Source organism: Streptomyces sp. 3MP-14 (assembly GCF_006334905.2).
In the GTDB taxonomy this organism is placed as follows: Bacteria; Actinomycetota; Actinomycetes; order Streptomycetales; family Streptomycetaceae; genus Streptomyces; species Streptomyces triticirhizae.
Genome location: NZ_VDLZ02000013.1, coordinates 137,467 through 158,164 on the forward strand (window position 1 = coordinate 137,467; position 20,698 = coordinate 158,164).

General features: G+C 75.0%; 14 protein-coding genes and 1 tRNA gene. 6 read left to right on the plus strand and 9 right to left on the minus strand.

All coding sequences use genetic code 11. The features are described from left to right. Positions 1 to 7: 7 nt before the first annotated feature. Together FH609_RS21530 and FH609_RS21535 are read right to left on the minus strand one after the other, a co-directional pair. Positions 8 to 511, minus strand: coding sequence for an FHA domain-containing protein (locus FH609_RS21530; protein ID WP_122183122.1), 504 nt, complete (start codon positions 509 to 511; stop codon positions 8 to 10). Positions 512 to 521: 10 nt separating this feature from the next. Continuing rightward, the gene (locus tag FH609_RS21535) at positions 522 to 1,346 is read right to left on the minus strand and encodes an FhaA domain-containing protein (protein ID WP_139670125.1); all 825 of its coding nucleotides are present in this window, start codon (positions 1,344 to 1,346) and stop codon (positions 522 to 524) included. Between the two features lie 363 nt (positions 1,347 to 1,709). On the opposite strand from FH609_RS21535, the gene FH609_RS21540 reads away from it, so the two are divergent. Together FH609_RS21540 and FH609_RS21545 are read left to right on the plus strand one after the other, a co-directional pair. Continuing rightward, positions 1,710 to 1,796: transfer RNA gene (locus tag FH609_RS21540), tRNA-Leu, on the plus strand. Positions 1,797 to 2,152: 356 nt separating this feature from the next. After that, positions 2,153 to 3,337 (plus strand): glycosyltransferase family 4 protein, encoded by a 1,185-nt coding sequence (locus tag FH609_RS21545; RefSeq protein ID WP_226961861.1) that lies wholly within the window; start codon positions 2,153 to 2,155, stop codon positions 3,335 to 3,337. Here FH609_RS21545 and FH609_RS21550 read toward each other — a convergent pair. The 6 genes from FH609_RS21550 to hisC all read right to left on the minus strand — a co-directional run bounded on the left by FH609_RS21550 (position 3,309) and on the right by hisC (position 13,119). Next, the gene (locus FH609_RS21550; protein ID WP_139670127.1) at positions 3,309 to 4,064 is read right to left on the minus strand and encodes an SDR family NAD(P)-dependent oxidoreductase; all 756 of its coding nucleotides are present in this window, start codon (positions 4,062 to 4,064) and stop codon (positions 3,309 to 3,311) included. The two genes, FH609_RS21545 and FH609_RS21550, sit on opposite strands and share 29 nt — an antisense overlap. Before the next feature lie 17 nt (positions 4,065 to 4,081). Beyond that, positions 4,082 to 5,629, minus strand: a complete 1,548-nt coding sequence (locus tag FH609_RS21555) for a sensor histidine kinase (RefSeq protein ID WP_193317975.1) — start codon at positions 5,627 to 5,629, stop codon at positions 4,082 to 4,084. 68 nt (positions 5,630 to 5,697) lie between these two features. After that, the gene (gene cydD, locus FH609_RS21560) at positions 5,698 to 9,243 is read right to left on the minus strand and encodes a thiol reductant ABC exporter subunit CydD (protein ID WP_139670129.1); all 3,546 of its coding nucleotides are present in this window, start codon (positions 9,241 to 9,243) and stop codon (positions 5,698 to 5,700) included. Then, positions 9,240 to 10,301 carry a cytochrome d ubiquinol oxidase subunit II gene (cydB, locus tag FH609_RS21565; RefSeq protein ID WP_139670131.1) on the minus strand — a complete coding sequence of 354 codons (1,062 nt, stop codon included), beginning with the start codon at positions 10,299 to 10,301 and terminating at the stop codon, positions 9,240 to 9,242. Before cydB ends, cydD begins: the two co-directional genes overlap by 4 nt. Before the next feature lie 40 nt (positions 10,302 to 10,341). Then, positions 10,342 to 11,877, minus strand: a complete 1,536-nt coding sequence (locus tag FH609_RS21570; RefSeq protein WP_139670133.1) for a cytochrome ubiquinol oxidase subunit I — start codon at positions 11,875 to 11,877, stop codon at positions 10,342 to 10,344. A gap of 174 nt (positions 11,878 to 12,051) precedes the next feature. Further along, positions 12,052 to 13,119 (minus strand): histidinol-phosphate transaminase, encoded by a 1,068-nt coding sequence (gene hisC / locus FH609_RS21575; protein ID WP_226961874.1) that lies wholly within the window; start codon positions 13,117 to 13,119, stop codon positions 12,052 to 12,054. Positions 13,120 to 13,503: 384 nt separating this feature from the next. On the opposite strand from hisC, the gene FH609_RS21580 reads away from it, so the two are divergent. From FH609_RS21580 to FH609_RS21590, 3 genes are all read left to right on the plus strand, one after another. Beyond that, positions 13,504 to 14,631 carry a LacI family DNA-binding transcriptional regulator gene (locus FH609_RS21580; protein WP_139670137.1) on the plus strand — a complete coding sequence of 376 codons (1,128 nt, stop codon included), beginning with the start codon at positions 13,504 to 13,506 and terminating at the stop codon, positions 14,629 to 14,631. Between the two features lie 151 nt (positions 14,632 to 14,782). Next, positions 14,783 to 15,748: a metallophosphoesterase gene (locus FH609_RS21585; RefSeq protein ID WP_139670139.1), complete on the plus strand. Its 966-nt coding sequence runs from the start codon at positions 14,783 to 14,785 to the stop codon at positions 15,746 to 15,748. Between the two features lie 270 nt (positions 15,749 to 16,018). Beyond that, the gene (locus FH609_RS21590) at positions 16,019 to 16,726 is read left to right on the plus strand and encodes a hypothetical protein (RefSeq protein ID WP_139670141.1); all 708 of its coding nucleotides are present in this window, start codon (positions 16,019 to 16,021) and stop codon (positions 16,724 to 16,726) included. 2,032 nt (positions 16,727 to 18,758) lie between these two features. On the opposite strand, the gene FH609_RS21595 is transcribed toward FH609_RS21590, so the two are convergent. Next, the gene (locus FH609_RS21595) at positions 18,759 to 19,610 is read right to left on the minus strand and encodes an HAD family hydrolase (RefSeq protein ID WP_226961862.1); all 852 of its coding nucleotides are present in this window, start codon (positions 19,608 to 19,610) and stop codon (positions 18,759 to 18,761) included. 113 nt (positions 19,611 to 19,723) lie between these two features. On the opposite strand from FH609_RS21595, the gene FH609_RS21600 reads away from it, so the two are divergent. Continuing rightward, positions 19,724 to 20,692, plus strand: coding sequence for an LLM class flavin-dependent oxidoreductase (locus FH609_RS21600; protein ID WP_139670145.1), 969 nt, complete (start codon positions 19,724 to 19,726; stop codon positions 20,690 to 20,692). Positions 20,693 to 20,698: the final 6 nt, after the last annotated feature.

Genomic DNA, 20,698 nt, shown 5'->3' on the forward strand with positions numbered 1-20,698 from the left:
GTCGGACCTACTTCCGAAGCTCGATGACCGTCTTGCCGATCCGGATCGGCGCGCCGGGCGGAATGGGGACCGGGGTGGTCAGTCGGCCTCGGTCGAGATAGGTGCCGTTCGTCGAGCCGAGGTCCTCGACGATCCACTGGCCGTTCTGGTCCGGATAGATCCGGGCGTGCCGCCCGGAGGCGTAGTCGTCGTCGAGCACGATGGTCGAGTCGTGTGCCCGGCCGAGCGTAATGGTCTGCCCCTGGAGGGCGACAGTGGTTCCGGCGAGGGAACCTTCCGTGATGACCAACTTGGTGGGGGCGCCGCGCCGCTGCCGGCCCCCGGAACGGGCCTTGGGCTGGGGCTGCCGCTCCCGGCGCTGGCCCGCCTGGTCGGGGCGGCGGACGGCGGCGCGCTGCGTGACCCGGGTACCGAAGAGGTCGCTGCGGATCACCTGGACCGCGACGATGACGAACAGCCACAGGACGGCCAGGAAGCCCAACCTCATGACCGTCAGGGTCAGCTCTGACATTGCCCCCCGCTTACCCTTCGGCTTGCCGGTAGATGACTGTGGTGCTGCCCACGACGATCCGTGAGCCGTCGCGGAGCGTAGCGCGTTTGGTGTGCTGTCCGTCCACCACGATGCCGTTGGTCGAGCCCAGGTCCCGCACCGAGGGGGGCTCCGTGGCCTGGATCTCGCAGTGCCGGCGGGAGACCCCGGGGTCGTCGATGCGCACGTCGGCCTCGGTGCTGCGGCCGATCACCAGCGAGGCGCGGGAGATCTGGTGGCGGGTGCCGTTGATCTCGACCCAGCGCCGGGCGCGACTGGGCGCCGGCTGGCCGTAGGGCGTCGCCGGCGGGCGCGGGGGCGCCCCGGGCGGCGTGGCCGGCGGCCGGGGCGGATAGCCGGGGGAGCCGGTGAAGGGTGGCTGCTGGGGCGGGCCGCCGTAGGGCGGCGCCGTCGGTGGGGCGCCCGCGCCGTGGCCGGAGGCCGAGGCCGCCAGCGTGCGGCTGCGCACCCGGTAGAGGCCGGTGTCCAGCGACTCGGCCTGCTCCAGGTGGACCCGGATCTCGCCCATGAACGTGTACCGCTGCTGCTTGGCGTACTCCTTGACCATGCCGGCCAGTTCGTCGCCCAGCTGCCCCGCGTAGGGGCTCAGCCGCTGGTAGTCCCCGGTGCTCAGCTCGACGATGAAGTCGTTGGGGACGACGGTGCGCTCGCGGTTCCAGATGGTGGCGTTGTTGTCGCACTCGCGCTGGAGCGCGCCGGCGATCTCGACGGGCTGTACCTCGGACTTGAAGACCTTGGCGAAGGTGCCGTTGACGAGGCCCTCCAGCCGCTGCTCGAAGCGCTTCAGTACTCCCATGTGCACCTCCTTCTCCATTGTCCCGGCACGCGGCTGAAGTGGTAGGGCTTACTGATCGTATCCACGCGCGAGACGCCCAGGTGGTTCCCACCTGGGCACCGGTCTCCCCCCGGATCGTAGGGGGGAGCTCGCAACAGTGTCGCGCATGTGCGGAGGTAATGCCGAGGGGACCGGGAACGGGGGGCGCGACGGGGGCTGACCGGGGCGCGCGGGGGGTGAACGCCGGGGTCGGGTGGGGGTCGGCGTCGGGCGAACGCCGGGGTGAAATGCCGGGTGAGGGCACCCCGCAGGGCGTGCTAGCCTTCTGGATGTCGGCAGCGCTCCGGGCCACGAAGGGCCGGTAGCGAGGCCACGAAGGTGCTCGCGCGGGTGGCGGAATAGGCAGACGCGCTGGATTCAGGTTCCAGTGCCCGAAAGGGCGTGGGGGTTCAACTCCCCCCTCGCGCACCAGAGTTCGACTCCTCAAGGACCTCAGCCTCGCTGGGGTCCTTTTGCTTGGGGTCGCTCTCGGTCGCAGGGGCCCCGGGGGCTGCGGTGGGTGACGAATGTCACCGGCCGGGGCCCGGCCGGGAACGCGCGCCGGCCCGCGCGCCCCGTCGCGCCGGGCGGCCCCGCGCTCGGGATTCTGTCCGGTTGTCTGTTTGTTCTCTGCGCGTTCCCGTGATTTCGCGGTTGCTTTCTGTCAGGGTTGCTCACCGCCTGACGGTTACGGAGCGTGGAGGGAACGTCATGGGTTGTGAGCGGCGGCGCGGAGCGCCCGACCGGCCGGCGGGGGCGAACGCCGGGGCGGACGACGGGGCCTGCGCGTGGTGACCGTCGCGCACCTGGTGCAGCCGGTGGACGGCGGGGTGGCCAGGGCGGTGGCCGATCTGGTGCGCGCCCAGAGCCGGTTGGGGATGCGCACGGTGGTGCTCTGCCCCTCAGGGGGCTGGCTGGCCAGGGAGTCGGCCAGGGCCGGCGCCCGGGTCGGGCTCTGGCTCGCGGAACGGACGCCGACCGGGAACCTGCCCTGGGAGGTGTTCTGCGCCGGCCGCGCCGTGCGGCGGGCCGCGCCCGACGTGGTCCATCTGCACGGCGACAAGGCCGGGTTGGCCGGCCGGCTGGCGCTGCGCGGGCTGCTGCCCACCGTCTTCCAGCCGCACGTCTGGTCCTTCCAGGCCGCCCGTGGCATCGGCAGCCAGCTGGCCCGCCGCTGGGAGCGGCTCGCCGTCGGCTGGACGGACCGGGTGCTGTGCGCCGCCGACCACCAGCGGCAGGCCGGCCGGCGGGCCGGCGTGGCCGCGCCGACGACCGTGCTGCGCACCGGAGTCGACCTCGACCGGCTGCCGCGCGGGGACCAGGTCACGCGCCGCCAGTCGCGCGCCGCGCTGGCCGCCGTGCACGGGCTGCCGCAGCGAGCACCGCTGGTGGTCTGCGTCGGCCGGCTCGCCGAACGGCGCGGCCAGGACGTGCTGTTGCGGGCCTGGCCCCGGGTGCTGGCCCGGGTGCCGGGGGCCAGGCTGGCCCTGGTCGGCGAGGGACCCGAGCGGGCCGCGCTGCGGCGGGCCGCCGGGCCCGAGGTCCTCTTCACCGGGCACACCGAGGACACCGCGCCCTGGTTCGCCGCCGCCGACCTGGTGGTCGCGCCCACCCGCTGGGGCGGGACGGGGCTGGCGCCGCTGGAGGCCATGGCGGTGGGGCGGCCCGTGGTGGTCGCCGACGTGGGCGGCGCCGGCGAGCTGTTGCCGCCGGGGCAGGCGGCCCACTGCCTGGTGCCGCCGAACGACCCGGCGGCGCTGGCCCGTTCGCTGGAGGCGCTGCTGGTCGACCCCGAGCTGCGCGGGGCGCTCGGCCGGCGGGCCGGGGAGCACATGCGGGAGGTCGGCTCCGTGGAACGCACGGCGGCCGGCTGCGCCGCCGTCTACCGCGAGCTGCTGGCGGAACGGGCCGCGCCCGGGGGCCGGCCGGTCGCCGGGCGGCGGGTCAACGGCCGCGCTCGGCCCCGCCGTTGACCTGGATCACCTGCGCGGTCAGATGGCCGGCGGCGTGCGAGGCGAGCCAGTGCACCGTCTCGGCCACGTCGCCCGGGGTGCCGGCGCGGCCGTTGAGGGTCTCGTCGATCCTGGCCCTGCGGCGCTCGGGCGTCATCGAGTCGCCGAAGAACTCGGTGTCCTCGATCAGCCCGGGCGCGACCACGTTCACGGTGACGCCCCGGGGGCCGAGGTCGCGCGCCAGGTCGAACGCGTAGGGGTGGAGGGCGGCCTTGCTGGCGGCGTAGGCGCCGGAGCCGGAGCCCCGGAAGGCGGCGATGGAGGAGAGGAAGAGCACCCGGCCGCCGGGGGAGGCGAGCCGGTCGCGCAGCGCCTCGGTGAGCAGCACGGCGGTCAGGGTGTTGAGGCGGAAGTTCACCGTCCAGTCGTGGGCGGTCGCCGCCAACGGGTCGGCGCCCTCGGCTGGCTCGGCTCGCGGTTCGAGGCCGCCGTTGCCGCCGGCCGAGTGGACCAGGACGTCCACGGTGCCGAAGCGTTCGGCGACCAGCCCGGCCACCGCGGCCGCGCCCTCGGGCCGGGTCAGGTCGGCGGGGCACGCCACCGCGCCGGCCACCGTCTCGGCCGCCCGCCGCAGCACCTCGGGGCGGCGGCCCACCAGGACCGTGGTGTCGCCGTCCCGCGCGAAGGCCAGCGCCGTCGCGAAGCCGATGCCCGTGCCGCCCCCACTGATCACCACCGTGCGTGCCATGGCCGGACCGTACCGCCTCAGCGGGGGGTCTGCCAGGCGAGCGTGGTGCCGGCGCCGCCGATGCCGGGGCCGACCTCGGCGGTGCCGCCGAGTGACTCGGCCCGCCGGACCAGGTTCCGCAGCCCGCTGCGCCGCCGGCCGCCCGCACCCATGCCGACGCCGTCGTCGGCGACGGTCAGCCGCACCGCCTCCCGGCCGTCGGGCTGGTGGGCGCGGGCGTCCACGGTCACCTCGACGCGGGAGGCGTTGGCGTGCCGCGCGGCGTTGGACAGGCCCTCGCGGAGCGCGGCGAGCAGGTTGCGGGCCACGCCCTCCTCGACGACCGAGTCGACCGGGCCGACGAACGAGACGGCCGGCCGGAAGCCCAGCAGCTGGCCGGCGGCCCCGGTCTCGCGGAGCACCCGGGTGCGCAGCCCGGTCGGGGCGTCGTCCGGGTGCTGCTGGAGGGCGAAGATCGCGGTGCGGATCTCCTGGATGGTGGCGTCCAGCTCGGTCGTGGCCTGGTCGACCCGCTGGCGCACGTCCTCGGAGGAGGTGACCCGGCGGGCGCCCTCCATGATCAGGCCGACCGCGAAGAGCCGCTGGATGACCAGGTCGTGCAGGTCGCGCGCGATCCGGTCGCGGTCCTCCAGCACCGCCAGCAGCTCCCGGTCCCGTCGGGCCCTGGTCAACAGCAGTGCGAGGGCGGCCTGTTGGGCGAACTGGGTGGCGTTGGCCCGCTCCGGCACCGAGTAGGGCGGGGCCTCGCCGGACCTGGCCAGGGAGAGCACGCCCAGCGTGGTCTCGTCGCTGGTCAGCGGCAGCAGCATGTGTGGGCCATAGGGCCCGCCGAGGTCGAGCGGCGGGGCGGCGTCGGCCGTGGGCCGGTCCCGGAAGACCGGATCGCCGGCGAGCGCCTGCCGCACGGCGGGCGAGTCGGCCGGCACGGTCGAGCCCAGCAGCCCGCCGGGGTCGTCCGCGCAGACCGCGACCACGGTCAGCCCGCCCTCCCCGTCGGGTTCGAGCACCGCCGCGACCGCCGCCCGGGCCAGCCGCCTGGCCTGCTCGGCGACCACGGCCAGGGCGTTGTCCTCCGGGTTCTCCGGCTCGGCGGAGAGCAGCGAGGTGGACAGCTCAAGGCTGCCGTCCAGCCAGCGGGCCTGCTGGCGCACCGCCTCGTGCAGCCTGGCGTTGCCCAGCGCGAGGCCGGCCTCGGCCGCCAGCACCCGGACCAGCTCGCGGTCGGCCTCGCTGAACGCGCCGCGCGGCGGGTCGGTCAGCCAGATCGCGCCGGACTTGGCGCCGTGGACCAGGACCGGCGCCCAGAGCGTGGTGTCGGGGGACGGGCGGGCGCCCCGGCCGTCGAGCAGCGCGTGGAGCAGCGGCTCGGGGTCGTGCACGGGCGCCTGGCCGTGGGTGAGCAGCCGGTCGATCCGCTCGCCGTCGTCGCTGAGCACCGCGAGGGCGGCGTGGCCGGCGCCCGTCAGCTCCGCGGCGGCCCGGACGACCCGGGCCGGCACGGCCTCCGGTTCGCTGTCGCCGCCGAGCGCCACCAGGGCCCTCAACGGCTCCGCCACCTGCCGCATACCAGCAGCCTAAGGAGTCCGATTCGTCAGCGAAAGTCGGTGATGCCCCGGCGGGCTCCGCAGTGCGGTCAGCGGCCGCCCACCGGTTCGGGACGCCGGTCCCCGGCCGGCCCTGGGCGCCCGCCCTCGGCCGCCGCCTCGCGCTCCAGCTGGGCACGGAACGGCCCCTCGACGGCGGCCAGTTCGGCGGGCGTTCCGCGCTGCACCACCCGGCCGCCGTCCAGCACCAGCACCTCGTCCACCGCCTCCACGCCCGCCAGCCGGTGCGTGATCAGCACGGCGGCGCGGCCCTCGGCTGCGGCCAGCAGGTCCCGGGTGAGGGCGTCGGCGGTGGCCAGGTCGAGATGCTCGGCCGGCTCGTCGAGCACCAGCAGGGGGAAGTCCGCCAGCAGCGCCCTGGCCAGGGCCAACCGCTGCCGCTGCCCGCCCGAGAGCCGCGCGCCGTTCTCGCCCACCGGGGTGTCCAGCCCCTCCGGCAGGGTCTCCACCCACGCCAGCAGCCGGGCCCCGGCCAGGGCCGAGCGCAGCTCAGGCTCCGACGCCGAGGGGCGGGCCAGCAGCAGGTTCTCCCGGAGCGTGCTGTCGAAGACATGGGCGTCCTGCGCGCACAGGCCGACCCAGCGGCGCACCGTCTCCCCGCGCAGCGCCGTGGCCTCGGTGCCGGCCAGCGTGTAGGCGCCCGCCTCCGGGTCGAGAAAGCGCAGCAGGCAGTGGGCCAGCGTGGTCTTCCCCGCGCCCGAGGCGCCGACCACCGCGATCCGCCGGCCCGGCGTCAGCTCCAGGTCGACGCCGCGCAGCGCGGGAACGGCCTGCCCCGGGTGGCGCGCGGTCAGCCCGCGCAGCCGCAGCGGGAACGGGCCCGCCGGCGCCGGGGCCGGCCGCGCCGGCTCGGTCACCGGCTCCGGCGCGGTCAGCACCTCGCGCACCCGCTCGGCCGCGCGCCGCGAGCGCTGCCGCTGCTGAACGGCCAGCGGCAGCCCCGCCACCGCCTCGAACGCGGCCAGCGGCACCAGCACCACGGTGGCCAGCCAGACGCCGGCCAGCTCCCCGTTCGCCACCGCCGGCACCCCGAACCAGCCGGCGGCGGCGACCGTCGCCCCCGTGACCAGCGCGGTCAGCCCGCCGGCCAGCGCCGTGACCCGCGCGGAGCGCCGGGCCAGCCGGGTCAGTTCGCCGTCCGCCTCGGCCACCGCAGCCCGCCGGCCGGGCAGCGCCCCGGCCACCAGCAGCTCGTCGGTCCCGGTCAGCAGCGCCACCACCCGCTCCGCCAGCACCCCGCGCGCCGGGGCCGTTCGGGCCTCGGCCCGCCGGGCCAGCGCGCCGGCCAGCGCCGGCACGGCCACGCCGGCCAGCAGCAGCCCGACGGCCAGCGCGGCGCCGGCCGCCGGCAGCAGCCAGCCGGTGAACAGCACGCTCGCGACGCCGACCGTGCCCGCCACGGTCACCGGCAGCAGCCAGCGCAGGAAGTAGTCCTGGAGCGCGTCCACATCGGCCACCATCCGGGACAGCAGGTCGCCCCGCCCGCGCCGCCCCAGGCCGGCCGGCGCCAGCCGCTCCAGCCGCGCGTAGACGGCGACCCGCAGGTTCGCGAGCAGCCGCAGCACGGCGTCATGGCTGAGCAGCCGCTCCGCGTAGCGGAAGACCGCGCGCCCCAGGCCGAAGGCGCGGGTGGCGGTGACCGCCACCAACAGGTAGAGCACCGGCGGCTGTTCCCAGGCCCGGGAGATCAGCCAGCCCGAGGTGGCCATCAGCCCCACCGCGCTGCCCAGCGCCAGCGCGCCCAGCACCGTGGCCAGCGCCAGCCGGCCGCGCCCTCCCCCGGCCAGCCCCCGCACCCAGCGCAGCGCCGAGCCCCGGGCCGTCGCCGGCTCGGCGTCGGCCGGCGCCTCCGACACCGGAACGGCGTCCGCCGCGCCCGCCGCCGGTCGATGTTTCACGTGAATCATTCGGGCCGGGTCCGTCGCCCGGTCCCGGCGCGCCGGCCGCCCCAGGCGCACCGTCCGGTCGGCGATGGCCAGCAACGCCGGCCGGTGGCTGACCAGCAGCACGGTCCGCCCGGCCGCGTGCCGGGCGATCGCCGCCACCACGGCCGCCTCCGTCGCCCCGTCCAGCGCGGCGGTCGGCTCGTCCAGCAGCAGGATCGGCCGGTCGGCGAGGAACGCCCGCGCCAGCGCGACCCGTTGCCGCTGCCCCGCCGACAGCCCCGCGCCGCCCGGGCCGAGCCGCAGCGCCGGGTCCAGCTCCCCGGCGGCCGCCTCGGCGAGCGCCGCCGCCACCTCGGCGTCGGCGGCGTCCGGCCGGGCCAGCCGCACGTTCTCCGCGACCGTGCCCGCGAAGAGCAGCGGGTGCTGTGGCACCCAGGCGATCTCCCGGTGCCAGGCCGCCAGGTCCAGCGAGGCCAGCTCGACCCCGCCCACCAGCACCCGCCCCGACGCCGGCCGCACCAGCCCCAACAGGGCGCGCAGCGCGGTCGACTTGCCGCCGCCCGAGGGGCCGGTCAGCGCCACCGTCTCGCCGGGCGCCACGCGCAGGCTGGTCGCGGGCAGCGCCGGCTCCGCCGGCTCGGCGGGCTCCCCCGCCCGCTCCGGGTAGCGCACCACCGTGCGCTCCAGCCGGAGTTCGGGCCGCGCCGGCACCGGCCCGGTGCCCCGGGCCGGCGGCTCGGTCTCCAACACGGCGAAGACCTCATCGGCCGCCGCCAGTCCCTCCTGCGCCGCGTGGAACCTGGCGCCCACCTGCCGCAGCGGCAGATAGACCTCGGGCGCCAGGACCAGCACCACCAGCGCCGTCTCCAGGTCCAGGTCGCCGTGGACCAGCCGCATCCCGATGCTGACCGCGACCAGCGCCACCGAGAGCGTGGCGAGCAGCTCCAGCGCGAACGAGGAGAGGAACGCGACCCGCAGGGTCCGCAGCGTCCCGCGCCGGTAGGAGTCGGTGATGGCGCGGATGTTCTCCGCCTGGGCCCGGGCCCGGCCGAAGACCCTGAGGGTGGCGAGGCCGGCGACCACGTCGAGGAAGTGGCCGGAGAGCCGGGACAGTTGGCGCCAGCGCCGGTCCATCTGGGCCTGGGTGGCCCAGCCGATCAGCACCATGAAGATCGGGATCAGCGGCAGCGTGACCACCATGATCCCGGCGGCCACCCAGTCCTCCGTCGCCACCCAGGCCAGCACCGCGAACGGCACCACCGCCGCGAGCCCCAGCTGCGGCAGATAGCGGCCGAAGTAGTCGTCGAGCGCGTCGATCCCCCGGGTGGCCAGCGTGGTCAGCTCCCCCGTCGGCCGCCCGTTCAGCCCGTGCGGCGTCAGCAGCGCGGCCCGGTCGGTCAGCAGCAGCCGCAGCCGCGAGGTGACCGAGGCGCCCGCCCGGTGCGCCAGCCAGTCGGTGGCGTAGCTGACCAGCCCGCGCGCCAGCGCGGTGGCCGCCAACCAGCCGAGCCAGCCGCCGAGTTCGCCCAGGCCCTGGCCGGCCGTCACCGCGCCGGCGATCACCCGCGCGACCAGCAGCGCCTGCGCGACCAGCAGCCCGGCCTCGGCCAGCCCCAGCAGCACCGAGCCGGCCAGCAGCCAGCGGGTCGCGGAGGCGTGGCGCAGCAGCCGGGGATCGACGGGCCTCATGTCGGCGTCCCCGTGCCGGCCGGCTCGGGCGCGTCCGCCGGCTCCGCGTCCGCGCCATGGGCGGCCGGCGCCAGGTGCTGGGTGCCTATCCGCTTGCGGAAGACCCAGTACGTCCAGCCCTGGTAGAGCAGCACCAGCGGGGTGGCCAGCGCCGCGCACCAGGTCATGATCCGCAGCGTGTACGGCGATGAGGCCGAGTCGGCCGCCGTCAGCGACCAGGCCGGGTCGAGCGAGGAGGGCATCACGTCGGGGAAGAGCGTGAGGAACCACAGCGCGACCACCGCGACCACCAGCACCCCCGAGCTGAGGAACGCCCAGCCCTCCCGGCCCCTGGCGTTGGCCGCCAGCGCGCCGACCAGCGCCAGCACCGCCACGACCAGCGCCGGCGCCGCGCGCCAGGTGTCCGCTTCGGCCAGCGTCCAGCCGAGCCAGCCCACGGTCAGCGCGCCGCCGACCAGCCCCAGCCGCCCGGCCAGCCGGCGGGCCCGCGCCCGGATGTCGCCCACCGTCTTCAGCGCCGCGAACAGCGCGCCGTGCAGGGTGAAGAGCGCCAGGCTCACCGCGCCGCCCAGCAGCGCGTAAGGCGAGAGCAGATCGCCCACGTCGCCGACGAACTCGCCCTCGGCGTCGATCGGAACGCCCCGCACGATGTTGGCGAAGGCCACGCCCCACAGCACCGACACCACCAGCGAGGAGACGAAGATGGCGTGCTCCCAGCCGCGCTGCCAGCGCTCCTCGGGCCGCTTGGCGCGGTACTCGAAGGCCACCCCGCGCACGATCAGGCAGACCAGGATCAGCAGCAGCGGCAGGTAGAAGCCGGAGAACAGGGTGGCGTACCAGTCGGGGAACGCGGCGAACGTCGCGCCGGCGGCGGTCAGCAGCCACACCTCGTTCCCGTCCCAGACCGGCCCGATCGTGTTGATCAGCACGCGCCGCTCGGCCCGGTCCCTGGCGAGGGTCCCGGTGAGCACGCCGATGCCGAAGTCGAACCCCTCGAGGAAGAAGTAGCCGACCCACAGCACGGCGATGACGACAAACCACAGGGTGTGGAGTTCCATCCGAACGCTCCCTTCGCGTCTCGGTGCTCGTACTCGGCCGTCAGTAGGAGAAGGCCATGGGACGGTCCTCGGACTCGGCGTCCGCCCGGGCGCCCGGCACGGACGGTGGCCCGCCGATCCGGGTCGGCGGATGGCGGTCGGCCTCGGTCAGCTCCGGCGGCCCGGCCTTGACGTAGCGGATCATCAGCCGCACCTCGATCACCGCGAGCAGCCCGTAGAGCGCGGTGAAGACGACCAGCGAGGTGATCACCTCGCCCTGCGAGACGCCGGGGGAGACCGCGTCGGCCGTGCGCAACACCCCGTAGACCACCCACGGTTGGCGCCCGGTCTCGGTGAAGATCCAGCCCCAGGCGTTGGCGACCAGCGGGAAGAGCATGGTGAGCGTCGCGATCCGCCAGTACCAGCGGGTCAGCCCGGCGCCCAGCGGGAGGTGGCGGGTGAGCGCCAGCCGGGGCACCTCGTCCTCCCCGGTCCGCAGCTCCTCGCCCAGCAGGAACCGCCGCCTGGTCAGCCACAGCCCGGCCGCGCCGATCGCCGCCGAGGCCATGCCGAAGCCGATCATCCAGCGGAAGCTCCAGTAGGCCAGCGGGATGTTGGGCCGGTAGTCGCCCGGCCCGTACGCCTCCCGCATCGCCTCGTTGGTGTCGTTGATGCCGGGCACCGGGTCGCTGAAGTTGTCGTGGGCCAGGAAGGACAGCAGCCCGGGCAGCTCGACGCTGACCACGTTGTGCCCGGCGTCCACGTCGCCGACCGCGAAGAGCGAGAACGGCGCGGGCGCCTCGGTCTCCCAGAGCGCCTCGGCGGCGGCCATCTTCATCGGCTGCTGCTCGTACATGATCTTGCCGAGCCGGTCGCCGGTGAACGCGGTCAGCATCCCGGCGGCCACCATCGTCACCAGCCCCAGCCGCAGCGAGGTGCGCATCACCGCGATGTGCCGGCGGCGCAGCAGGTGGAACGCGGAGATCCCGACCAGGAACGCGCCGCCGACCAGGAACGCCGCCGTGATGGTGTGCGCGAACTGGGCCACCGCCGTGTTCTGCGTCAACACCCGCACGATGTCGGTCAGTTCGGCGCGGCCGGTCTCCTCGTTGATGCGGTAGCCGACGGGGTGCTGCATCCAGGAGTTGGCGGCCAGGATGAAGTACGCCGACAGGACGCTGCCGACCGCCACGGTCCAGATGGTGGCGAGGTGGAGCTTCGGCGGCAGCTTGTCCCAGCCGAAGATCCACAGCCCGATGAAGGTGGACTCGAAGAAGAACGCGATCAGTGCCTCCAGCGCCAGCGGGGCGCCGAAGACGTCGCCGACGAAGCGCGAGTAGTCGGACCAGTTCATGCCGAACTGGAACTCCTGCACGATCCCGGTGACCACGCCCATGGCGATGTTGATCAGGAAGAGCTTCCCCCAGAACTTGGTGGCCCTGAGGTACTTCTCCTTCCCCGTGCGCACCCACGCGGTCTGGAGCCCTGCGGTCAGGCTGGCCAGGGAGAGGGTCAGCGGAACGAAGAGGAAGTGGTAGACGGTCGTGATGCCGAACTGCCACCGTGCCAACGTCTCCGGCGCGAGCGCGAGGTCCATGGGTCCGCTCCTGTGCTTGTGAACGTATTCACATTCACAAGCCATTATGCTCCGCGCTCTCCCCTGGACTTCACCGGGGGTGTGTTTTTCGTGAAGGCGCGGTGTTCTCGCAGCTCAGCGCGGGTGCGCGGCTCCCGGGACCGCTCGGCTCAGCCCGGCCCGGCTCAGCCCGGCTCAGCCCGGCCCTGAGCCGGCGGCCAGAAACGCGCCGGCCACCTCAAGCACCAGGTCGTTCGCCTCCGGCTCGGCCACCGTGATCCGCGCGCCCTCCCCGGGGAACGGCCGCACCGTGACGCCCCGCTCCTCGCAGCGCGCCGCGAACTCCGCCGTGGCCTCGCCCAGCCGCAGCCAGACGAAGTTGGCCTGCGACTCCGGCACCGTCCACCCCTGGGCGCGCAGCGCCCCGGTCACCCTGGTCCGCTCGACGACCAGCGCCGCCACCCGCTCCAGCAGCGCCTCCTCCGAGCGCAGCGAGGCGACCGCCGCGTCCTGCGCGATCTGGCTGACCCCGAACGGCACCGCCGTCTTCCGCAGCGCCGCCGCCACCGGCGGATGCGCCACCGCGTAGCCGACCCGCAGCCCGGCCAGGCCGTACGCCTTGGAGAACGTGCGCAGCACACAGACGTTGGGCCGGTCCCGGTACAGCTCCACGCCGTCGGGCACCTCGGGGTCCCGGTTGAACTCCCGGTACGCCTCGTCCAGCACCACCAGCACGTCCGACGGCACCCGGTCGAGGAAGGCCAGCAGCTCGGCGCGGCGCAGGGCGGCGCCGGTCGGGTTGTTCGGGTTGCACACGAAGACCAGCCGGGTGCGGTCGGTGATCGCGTCCGCCATCGCCGGCAGGTCGTGCTCCTCGTCCGCCGTCAGCGGCACCCGGACCGAGCGCGCCCCGGAGATCTGGACGACGATCGGGTACGCCTCGAAGGACCGCCAGGCGTAGACCACCTCGTCGCCCGGGCCCGCCGTGGCCTGCACCAGCTGCTGGGCCACGCCCACCGAGCCCGTGCCGAGCGCGAGGTGGTCGGCCGGCACCGCCAGCCGTTCCGCCAGCTCGGCGGTCAGGGCCGAACTGGCCAGGTCCGGATAGCGGTTGAGCGCTCCGGCCGCGGCGACGGCCGTCTCCAGCACCCCCGGCAGCGGGGGATACGGGTTCTCGTTGGACGACAGCTTGAAGGTGCGGCCCGTCGCGGCCCTGGCCCGGCCGGGAACGTAGGCCGGCAGGCCGTCGAGCGCCGCGCGCAGCCGGGGGCCGACGGCGGACTCGGGGGTCGCGGCGCGTGAGGTGTCCGGTGCGGAGTCCTGGGAGGGAGAAGGTTGAGCGGTCACCCGTTCACCCTAAGGGCGAGGCCGGCCCGCGCCACCCCGTCGGACCGGCGCATCCCGCCTGCCGCGCGCCCCCGTCGAGCTGCCGGCGCGCTGCACTCGATCGAGTGAGCCGCGCGACGTTGAAAGCCGGCGGCCCTCCTCGGCGGCCGCGAGCCGGGGGCGTCGAGGCCGGGACGCCTGACCTGGTGGATCTTCTGATCCCGGGCGAACGGCCCGTGTTGACCACGCGGAAACGTCCGCTTGAAGGGCCCGCTCACGCCCCGGAAGACGGCCCCGCTCCGGGCCTACCATCAGGTCGCCATGACAGCAGCGAAGCATCCGGTGCCACGGGCCAAGGGCCGCCGTACCAGCGGCAGGGCCGGCATTCGTGAGGTGGCGGCAGCGGCCGGCGTCTCCATCACGACTGTCTCCGACGCGCTCAACGGCAAGGGACGGCTGCCGGACACGACCCGCCGCCATGTGCGGGCCATCGCCGACCGCCTGGGCTACCGCCCGTCGGCCGCCGCGCGCACCCTGCGCACCGGCAAGTCCGGGCTGATCGGACTGACGGTCACCACCTATGGCGAAGAACCGTTCACCTTCACCGAGTTCGCCTACTTCGCGGAGATGGCCAGGGCGGCGACCTCGGCCGCGCTCGCCCGGGGCTACGCCCTGGTGATCCTGCCCGCCGCCTCCCAACACCGGGACTTCGACGTCTGGTCCAACGTCGCCCTCGACGGCACCGTCGTCATCGACCCGTCCGACCACGACCCGGTCGTCACCGAACTGGTGCGGCAGGGCATTCCGGTGGTCTCCGACGGCCAGCCGGGTGGCGACCTGCCCGTCACCGCCTGGGTGGACAACGACCACCAGGCCGCCGTCGCCGGGCTCCTCGACCACCTCGCCGCCGCCGGCGCCCGCCGGATCGGCCTGCTCACCGGGACCAGCACCGACACCTACACCCGGCTCTCCACCACCGCCTACCTCAACTGGTGTGAACGCGCCGGCCAGGAGCCCGTCTACGAGGCCTATCCCGCGCACGACCCGTGCGCCGGCGCCATGGCCGCCGACCGGCTGCTGGCCCGACCCGACCGGCCGGACGCGGTCTACGGGCTCTTCGACCCCAACGGCACCGACCTGCTCGCCGCCGCGCGCCGCTACGGCCTGCGGGTCCCGGACGACCTGCTGCTCGTCTGCTGTAGCGAGTCCACCGTCTACGCGGCGACCGAACCGCCCGTCACGACCCTCTCCCTCCAGCCGGGCCGCATCGGGACCGCCGTGATCCAGCTGCTGATCGACGCCATCGAGGGCGGCGAACCCGGCCGCGTTCCGCAGTTCCGGATGATGCCCACCGAGCTTCTGGTGCGCGCCTCCTCGCAGCCGGGGGCGCGCCGCAGCGAGCACGCCACCGTGGCAGCCCCCCGCAAGCCCCCTGCCGTCGAACGATAGTTTCGGGTAAACAGTTACCGGCCTGGCAACGGTCTCCCCCAGGTGTGTCACAACTGGCCACCGGGATTCCTATGATGGGCGAACGGCATGGGGACCCGCCCGATCGTTCGGGTCCCGCAGGTGGAGGCGGCGCGCAGTGGTGGAGGGGTCGATGACTCAGGGGGCCGACCAGGGACCAGTGGCGGGGCGCGGCACGCCCCCGGGCGACGCCGAGGCGAATCCCGACCTGTATACGCCGACCCTGCCGGACATCCCGGTCATGGACGGCGGCGTCGGCCCGCTCTACGTGGTCGGCGACGTGCACGGCTATCTCGACGAGCTGCGGGCCGCGCTGCGCGAGGCCGGCCTGACGGACGCCGAGGACCGCTGGGCGGCGGGCAACGCGCGGCTGTGGTTCCTGGGGGACTTCACCGACCGAGGACCGGACGGGGTCGGCGTGCTCGACCTGGTGATGCGGCTCTCCGCCGAGGCCGCCGCCGCCGGCGGGTACTGCAAGGCCCTGCTCGGCAACCACGAACTGCTGCTGATCGGCGCCAGCCGCTTCGCCGACACCCCCGTCGACTCCGCCGCCGGCACCGCCTCCTTCCAGGCTGCCTGGATGCTCAACGGCGGCCAGCGCACCGACATGGAGCGGCTGCGCGACCACCACATCCAGTGGATGTCCCGGCTCGACTCGATGGCGGTCGCCGACGGGCACCTGCTGGTGCACTCCGACACCACCTCCTACCTCGACTACGGCAGCGCCGTCGACGACGTGAACGACGCGATCTGGCAGGCGTTGCAGCGCAACGACGTCGGCGAGACCTGGGAGCTGTTCCGCAAGTTCACCAAGCGGTTCGCGTTCCGCGACGAGGACGGGCCGGGCGCGGTGCGCGAGTTGCTCGACACCTTCGGCGGCAAGCGCGTCGTGCACGGGCACAGCCCCATTCCCTATCTGACGGGGGAGACGGGCGGCTCGGACGCCGACCCGGACGGCGCCGGCGAGGACGCCCCGCCGCGCGTCGAGGGGCCCCACGTGTACGCCGACTCCCTGGCCATCGCCATGGACGGCGGGGTGACCATGGGCGGCAAACTGCTGGTGGCGCGGCTGCCGTTGCCCGACCAGGACCGGTCGTAGCCGCGAGCGCGCGCGGGCGTGGCCGCCGGCGCGCGTTGTTCGCGGGGCGCGGGCCGGTTCGGGGGCGCGCGCCGCACCGCCCGTGCCTGCCGGTTGGGGCGGGAGGTGTGGTTGGGGCGTGGCTGGGCAGGGGATGGGGGGACGATAGGGCGGAGTCGTGCGAACTCCGGCTATTTTCCTGTCCGAATCGCGCCTGGCCCTTTACCATCTTGGTCCCTGGCTCACGTCCTGGTTCAACAGCTCTCTGCCTGAGTGCATCTGGGGGCGCCCATGAACAGCCCAGTCGAACTGCCGGCCGGTGACCGGTCCGAGGTCGAGCGGGTGCTTGAGGAGGCGCTGCGCGCTGCCCGGCTGGCCGCCGACGTGACGCCGGAACGCGTGGCGCGCCTGCGGGAGTTGGCGCTGGCCGCGCTCCCCGAGATCCTGGTCTCCGCCGAGCCGCAGTACCGGCGGTTCGCGGCGCTGCGCGAGCGCCTGCGCGAGGCCGACGGCCGGGAACGCGGCGCGGGCGCGCCGGCGCCGCGCGACGGCCGGCGAGGCAGCGGCGGGCTGTTGGTCGCGTTCGCGCTGATCCCGGTGTTGGCGGGCATCAGCGCGGTGATCTTCCTGCTGCTCGGGTACGCGCTGCGGCTGGCCAGCCCCGAGCCGGCGGTGGCCGCCTCGATGCGGTCGGTGGGCTGGGCGTTCGCGCTGTTCACGGCCGTGGGCGCGCTGGTCGCGGTGGGCGCGCTGTGGGTGGCTGCGGTGCGCAACGGTTCCACCTCGATCCGGGCCTCGGCGCCCGCCGCGAGCGTGGCGCTGACCCAGGAGGTCGCCGTCGCCCGCGCCGAGTGGCGCCGGGCGCTGCTCGACCAGGGGTTCAACCCGCTGCTGCGGCGGGAGTTGGCCGACGCGCCCCCGCCGGAGGGGCGTACCCCGCGACTCCGTTACAGCAGCCCGCACTTCAGCAGCCCGGAGTTCTCCAGCGGCGACGACTAGCCCCTGGCCGGGTGGGCTTTCGGGGACGGCCGGCCCGGCGGCCGGCCGAAGGCCGGGGCGGGTGCCTTCGGCGACGGCGCGCGGCGCCGGCCTGGCGGCCGGCGACCGGAGTTGGCGTGAGTGGCGCTGGCCTGGCGGCCGGGCGGGTTTTTTTGCCTTTGGCGATGGCGTGGGCGGGTGGCGCCGGCCTGGCGGGTGGCGGCCGGGGTGGCCCTGGCCGGGCGGGTTTTCGGGAACGCCCGGGGGTGGGGCCCGGCCGAAGGCCGGCGATGGTGCCTTCGGCGGTGGCGTGGGGCGGGTGGCCGGGGCGGGTGCCTGCGGCTATGGCGTGCGGCGCCGGCCTGGCGGCCTGGCCGGTATTTCGCCTTCGGCGGTGATGTGGGGCGGGTGGCAGCCGGGGCGCCATGTCCTCCTGGCGGTCGCCGACGGGTTGTCGGGCTGGCGGTCGGCTGCGCGTGGTGCTGGCTTCCCGGTGGGCCGGTGCCTTCGGCCTGGCGGCCTGGTGCGGTTGGCCTGCCCTTCGACGATGGTGTGGTGCGCTGTGTCCGGCAGCGGAACGGCAGCGACGGCCGTCGTTCGTCGGATAGTCCGGCCGTCGGATGGCGGCGCCCGCGTGGCCAACGGGCCGAGTTCCGGGCGACGTTCGCCGCGTCCGGCCGGTGGGCCGGGGATCTCGACTTGAGCCATCGTGCACATCGAGCCGGCCCGGCACGCCGCGCTGCGTCCGGACGGCCAACGGGTCGGCCGCCGGCGGCCGCTTGTGAAGCGCCGCCTGGCGGCCGGATGCCGGAGGTGTGTTGACCGACTGGTCAACGGGGTGGACAGCGCCGGTTGTTCAGCGAGGGCCGAAGGGGCGCCTCCGGCGGTGCCCGAGCCGGCGATTCGATGTTCGCGTACGCGGTCGCGGCCCGGCGGCCGGGCGTCTGAGGCGGCGCGCCCCCGGGGCGTGCCGGTGCCCGTTCGGTCAACGGGCCGAGCGATGGCGGTCGTTCCGTTGCTGGCCGGGCGGTCGGCGACGGGCTCTCCGGCGGGGCTGGCTGCGGTGCTCGTTCACCGTGCGGCTGCGAGCCGTTGCCTGCTGAGGTGCGCTGCTGCTCAACAGGACGAGCAGCGACGGTCGTTCACCGGGCGCTTCGGCAACGGGTGCCGCGTCCGGCGGCGCCGACAGCCCGGTGGCCTGCGGCCGTTCCCCGGAAGGCCATCGCCGAGCGTTCAGGGCTGGTCAACCCTTGCCAGGAAAAGGCTCAGCGCCCTGCGGCCTCTGGCCGTTCCGCGAAAGCCCTGCGGTCAGCGGCCCCGCGTGCAGTGGCAATACGACCCGTTCCCAAGGCCCAGCGGCCAGCGCCCGCTGGGCACACCCCGCACGGGCCAGCCGGAGGCGAGGACCGCTGCGCCAGCAGCCAACGTTCCGAGCCGCCCTCGCCCGGAGAGACGAGCCCCGGGAGGCTCGGCAGCCCGGTCCACCGGCGGCGCCCCGTTCTCGGGGAGCCTCAGCGGCCGGCGTGTGCCAGCCTGGGGCGAGAACCGCCGCGCGGCGTGCGGTTGTTCGCCGGATGGCGCTGCGCCTGTGGCGACCCGGCTCTCAGAACACTGAGCGGTCAGCGTCCGGTGTCCGCCCGCCGGCGGCGCGTCCTGCGGTTGTTCGCCGGGGGCCGCTGTGCCAGTAGCCAGTGGCCCGAGCCGCCGCGCCAGGGGTCTTGCCGCCGGCGGTGCTCCGTTCCTCAGATGCCCTGCGGGCAGTGGCCGATGTGCGCAGCGTCCGTTGTCGTCGGCGGCGCGCAGCCGATGGGCCGCCTGGGGCGAGAACCGCCGCGCGGCGTACGCGCGTTCGCCGAGAACCGCTGCGCCAGTAACCAACGCCCCAGGCTGCCGGCCCGCACGGCGCACCACGCCAACGGCCCGGCCCGCCAGGCCACTGGCCCGCACGGGCCGCCGGGCCGTCAGACCGTCGGCCCGAACGGCCGCCGCGCCCAGCGGCCCACGCCGCCCGCCGGCGGCGGCGGCTCGGTCCCCGAAAGCCCAGCGGCCAGCGTCACGTTGGGAGGAGCAGCAGGCGTTCGATCGCCTGGGCGACGCCGTCGTTCTCGTTCGAGTCCGTGTGGTGGGCGGTGGCCGCCAGGACGGCGGGGTGGGCGTTGGCCATCGCGTAGCCGGTGCCGGCCCAGGTCAGCATCTCCAGGTCGTTGGGCATGTCGCCGAAGGCGACGACCCGCGACGGGTCGATGCCGGCGCGTTCGCAGCGCAGCGCCAGCGTCGTGGCCTTGCTGACGCCGGGCGCGCTGATCTCCAGCAGCGCCGAGGTGCTCGACCGGGTGGACTCGGCCCAGTGGCCGGTCGTCTCCCTGGCCAGGGCCAGGAACGCGTCGGGGTCGAGGGTGTCGTGGTGAGCCAGCAGCTTGAGCACGGGGGCGCCCCGGTACGCGTCGCCCTCGGCGAGCAGCTTGTCGACGGGCGCCACCTCGATCGCCGGGTCCATGGTCATCGGCGGGTAGCCGGGCTCCTGGTGGATGCCAATGGTGCGCTCCACGGCGAACGTCGTTCCCGGGGCGGCCGTGCGGAGCGCGTGCACCACGGCCAGCGCGTTCTCCCTGGGCAGCGGGCGCACCTCGATGAGTTGGCCGCCGTTCCGCAGGTCGACGACGGCCGCGCCGTTGCCGCAGATGGCGACGCCCTCGCCGTGGAGGTGTTCGCTGACCACCTCCATCCAGCGGGCCGGGCGGCCGGTGACGAAGACGATCCGGATGCCGGCCGCGGTGGCCGCGGCGAGCGCCGCCGCCGTGCGGGGCGAGACGGTCTTGTCGTCGCGGAGCAGGGTGCCGTCGAGGTCGGATGCGATGAGTCGGGGGCGTAGGGCGGGCGCGGCGGGCTCGGGAAGTTCTGGCACAGTCACCCAGCATATGCGCGCACTTCCGTGCGGTGACTCTCTCGTCTGTGCGCCCCCCTCGCTTGCCGGGAAGCGGCGGTGCCGTGCCGGATAAGGGCCTACGCTTGCTGCCCATGGCTGTCTCCCCCGAGCCTGCGCTGCGGCTTTCCACCGTGATCCTGCCCGTCCACCGTTGGGCCCAGGGCGGGCGACAGCGATGGGAGCGCGCGGAGGAGTTGGGCTTCCACACCGCCTACACCTACGACCATCTCTCCTGGCGGAGCTTCCGCGACCGGGCCTGGTTCGGGGCGCTGCCCACGCTGACGGCGGCGGCCGTCGTCACCGAGCGGCTGCGCCTGGGCACGCTGGTCACCTCGCCCAACTTCCGCCACCCGGTGCCGCTGGCCAAGGAGTTGCTCAGCCTCGACGACATCTCCGGCGGCCGGGTCACGCTGGGCATCGGCTCCGGCGGCACCGGCTTCGACGCGACCGCGCTCGGGGACGACGCCTGGACGCCGAGGGAACGGGCGGACCGGTTCGCCGAGTTCCTGCGGCTGCTGGACCGGGTGCTCAGCCGGGGCGGCGAGGCCGGCGAGGGCGACGAGGCCGAGCCGGCCGCCGGCGTCTCGTTCCGGGGCGACTTCTACTCGGCGCACGAGGTGCGCAACCAGCCCGGCTGCCTGCAACGGCCCCGGCTGCCCTTCGTGGTCGCGGCCGCCGGGCGGCGCGGGATGGCGCTGGCCGCGCGGCACGGGCAGGGCTGGGTCACCACGGGCGACCCCAAGACGCTGGGCACCGACGCCAGCCCGGCCGACTACCGGGCGGGCCTGGCGCGGCAGTTGGAACTGCTGGACAGCGTCTGCGAGGACAGCGGCCGGCAGCCGGGCGACGTGCGGCGGGTCCTGTTGGACTCCAGCGACCGCCCGGCGGGCGTCGGCACGCTCGATTCGGTCGACGCGTTCGTCGATCACGCCGGGCACCTGGTCGAGCTGGGCTTCGACGAACTGGTCGTGCACTGGCCGGTCGAAGACTCCGTCTTCGCCACCGACCCTGAGGTCTTCGAGCGCATTGCCCTGGAGGGAATGGCGCAGGTCAGGGGCTAGACGCTA

Bases quoted from the DNA above. Each gene is read 5' to 3' on its own strand.
- FH609_RS21570 (WP_139670133.1), bottom strand. From the start codon at position 11,877: ATGGACCTCGCGCTCGCGCCGGAGACGTTGGCACGGTGGCAGTTCGGC.
- cydB (WP_139670131.1), bottom strand. From the start codon at position 10,301: ATGGAACTCCACACCCTGTGGTTTGTCGTCATCGCCGTGCTGTGGGTC.
- FH609_RS21535 (WP_139670125.1), bottom strand. From the start codon at position 1,346: ATGGGAGTACTGAAGCGCTTCGAGCAGCGGCTGGAGGGCCTCGTCAAC.
- cydD (WP_139670129.1), bottom strand. From the start codon at position 9,243: ATGAGGCCCGTCGATCCCCGGCTGCTGCGCCACGCCTCCGCGACCCGC.
- FH609_RS21530 (WP_122183122.1), bottom strand. From the start codon at position 511: ATGTCAGAGCTGACCCTGACGGTCATGAGGTTGGGCTTCCTGGCCGTC.
- FH609_RS21580 (WP_139670137.1), top strand. From the start codon at position 13,504: ATGACAGCAGCGAAGCATCCGGTGCCACGGGCCAAGGGCCGCCGTACC.
- FH609_RS21600 (WP_139670145.1), top strand. From the start codon at position 19,724: ATGGCTGTCTCCCCCGAGCCTGCGCTGCGGCTTTCCACCGTGATCCTG.
- FH609_RS21590 (WP_139670141.1), top strand. From the start codon at position 16,019: ATGAACAGCCCAGTCGAACTGCCGGCCGGTGACCGGTCCGAGGTCGAG.
- FH609_RS21550 (WP_139670127.1), bottom strand. From the start codon at position 4,064: ATGGCACGCACGGTGGTGATCAGTGGGGGCGGCACGGGCATCGGCTTC.
- FH609_RS21555 (WP_193317975.1), bottom strand. From the start codon at position 5,629: ATGCGGCAGGTGGCGGAGCCGTTGAGGGCCCTGGTGGCGCTCGGCGGC.
- FH609_RS21585 (WP_139670139.1), top strand. From the start codon at position 14,783: ATGACTCAGGGGGCCGACCAGGGACCAGTGGCGGGGCGCGGCACGCCC.